Source organism: Helicobacter pylori (assembly GCF_017594925.1).
Classification (GTDB): domain Bacteria; phylum Campylobacterota; class Campylobacteria; order Campylobacterales; family Helicobacteraceae; genus Helicobacter; species Helicobacter pylori_DP.
The window spans coordinates 1-344 of sequence record NZ_JAALNT010000047.1 but is presented as its reverse complement, the minus strand read 5'-3'; the positions used below and the strand labels follow the sequence as shown (position 1 = coordinate 344).

Sequence of the window (344 nt, the reverse complement as noted above, 5' to 3'; positions counted from 1 at the left end):
TAGAAGCTGAATGCAAAACCCCTAAACCCACAAAAACCAATCAAACCCCTATCCAGCCAAAACACCTCCCAAACTCTAAACAACCCCGCTCTCAAAGAGGATCAAAAGCGCAAGAGCTTATAGCTTATTTGCAAAAAGAGTTGGAATCTCTGCCCTATTCACAAAAAGCTATCGCTAAACAAGTGGATTTTTATAAACCAAGTTCTATCGCTTATTTAGAACTAGATCCTAGAGATTTTAAAGCTACAGAAGAATGGCAAAAAGAAAATCTAAAAATACGCTCTAAAGCTCAAGCTAAAATGCTTGAAATGAGGAGTTTAAAACCAGACTCACAAGCCCACCTT

General features: G+C 38.1%; 1 protein-coding gene. It reads left to right on the top strand.

Translation table 11 applies throughout. The annotated features are described in order from the left end of the window. Positions 1-344 (top strand): DUF874 family protein (locus G6069_RS07860; protein ID WP_197293935.1); only part of this gene is annotated, 344 nt, incomplete at both ends.